The following is a 1,889-nucleotide window of genomic DNA, read 5'->3' on the forward strand; positions in this document are numbered from 1 at the left end:
CGCCAGCGGGGATGTCGAAGTCTTCGACCCGCGGCAGTGGCGCGCGCGGCGGCTCCAGGATCTCTGCCGCGGCCTGGTAGGCGACGCGGGCCTCGACCGGCGTCATGTGGTGAAACGGTGTGCGCTTGACGCGCTGGATGCGCTCCAGCACGCCGGCCATTGCCGGGGTCAGCAGTCGCGTGGGAAACAGGTCGCTCAGGGTGGGCCTCATTGGCACGAAAAGGGCTTCGTGAGCATACTGGCTCCAACCACCCTGCCCTTGGACCCACCATGGCCCTCATCCAGTACCTGACGCAAATCGAACTCGACTTCGGCGCGGTGCGCCTGTTGCCGCAGCACTGCGAGCGCATCGGCATCAAGCGACCACTGTTGGTCACCGACGCCGGCGTGCGCGCCGCCGGGGTGCTGGACAAGGCGCTCGCCGCGCTGAAGGACCTGCCGCATGCGGTGTTCGACGGCACGCCGCCCAACCCGACCGAGGCAGCCGTGCGCGCGGCCACCACGGTCTACACCGACAACCGCTGTGACGGCCTGATCGCGGTCGGCGGCGGCTCCAGCATCGACTTGGCCAAGGGCGTGGCCATCACCGCCACGCACCCGGGCCCATTGACCGACTACGCCACCATCCTCGGCGGCGCCGTCCGCATCAGCGACAAGGTCGCGCCGCTGATCGCCGTGCCCACCACCGCCGGCACTGGCAGCGAGGTCGCGCGCGGCGCGATCCTGATCGTCGACGATGGCCGCAAGCTGGGCTTTCACAGCTGGCACCTGATGCCCAAGGCCGCGATCCTCGATCCTGAGCTGACACTGGGCTTGCCGCCGATGCTGACCGCGGCCACCGGCATGGACGCGATCGCGCACTGCATGGAAACCTTCATGGCGCATGCGATCAATCCGCCGGCCGACGGCATCGCGCTGGATGGCTTGGCGCGCGGCTGGGCGCACATCGAGCGCGCAACGCGCGACGGCAGTGACCGTGACGCGCGCTGGGCGATGATGAGTGCGAGCATGCAAGGCGCATTGGCCTTTCAGAAAGGGCTGGGTTGCGTGCATTCACTGAGCCACAGTCTGGGCGGCGCCAACCCCAAGCTGCACCACGGCACACTGAACGCCGTCTTCCTGCCCGCGGTGGTGCGCTTCAATGCCGGCGCCGAGACGATCCAGCGCGAGCAGCGCCTGCAGCGCATGGCCCATGCGATGGGCCTGGGCACGTGCGACGCGCAAGGCACCGAGGTGAGCGATGCGCTGCGCGCCATGAACGCCAGACTCGGCCTGCCGAGTGGGCTGGCGGCGATGGGCGTCACCGAGGCGATGTTCGGCCGGATCATCGAAGGCGCGCTGCTCGACCACTGCCACAAGACCAACCCGCGCCAGGCCAGCGCCGACGACTACCGCGAACTGTTGCGCGCGTCGATGTGAACTGACCTCGGTTTATCCCGAGACACAAGCCGCCATCTCGACCCGGTTGCGCCCGCCGCGCTTGGCGGCGTAGAGCAAGGCATCGGCCTGTTCCAGCAGATCCCGCATGGTCTCGGCCTGCTGCGCGTCGCACAGCCCGACGCTGACGGTCACCGTCAAGCCTGGCACCGAACCTTCCCAGTCGTGCACCGCCACGGCCTTGCGCAAGCGTTCGCAGATCTCGGCTGCCACCGGCAGCCCGGTGCCGACCAGGACGACGATGAATTCCTCGCCGCCCATGCGCGCGACCAGGTCAGTGCTTCGGGTGTTGCCCAGCAGCAGCCGCGCGATCACGCGCAAAACGTCGTCGCCCACCGCGTGGCCAAAGCGGTCGTTGACCTGTTTGAAATGGTCCAGATCGATCGCCGCCAGGCTCAGCGGCAATTGGCGCTGTCTCGCAGCCTCCAGGTGCTGCGGCAGCTCGTATTCGA

The 1,889-nt window shown here is 68.4% G+C and carries 2 protein-coding genes and 1 pseudogene; 1 reads left to right on the plus strand and 2 read right to left on the minus strand.

Going from position 1 to position 1,889, the window contains the following annotated elements:
• Positions 1 to 211, minus strand: a pseudogene (locus AC1DYI_RS34260) (hypothetical protein); the annotation flags it as partial.
• Between the two features lie 59 nt (positions 212 to 270).
• Here AC1DYI_RS34260 and AC1DYI_RS34265 point away from each other — a divergent pair.
• Positions 271 to 1,419, plus strand: coding sequence for an iron-containing alcohol dehydrogenase (locus tag AC1DYI_RS34265; RefSeq protein ID WP_477208565.1), 1,149 nt, complete (start codon positions 271 to 273; stop codon positions 1,417 to 1,419).
• A gap of 12 nt (positions 1,420 to 1,431) precedes the next feature.
• Here the strand turns inward: AC1DYI_RS34265 and AC1DYI_RS34270 are convergent.
• The coding region (locus tag AC1DYI_RS34270) for a GGDEF domain-containing protein (protein WP_477208566.1) at positions 1,432 to 1,889 on the minus strand (458 nt) is incomplete at its 5' end.

The organism is Ideonella sp. P3_A4 (genome assembly GCF_056403075.1).

Bases quoted from the DNA above. Each gene is read 5' to 3' on its own strand.
- AC1DYI_RS34265 (WP_477208565.1), top strand. From the start codon at position 271: ATGGCCCTCATCCAGTACCTGACGCAAATCGAACTCGACTTCGGCGCG.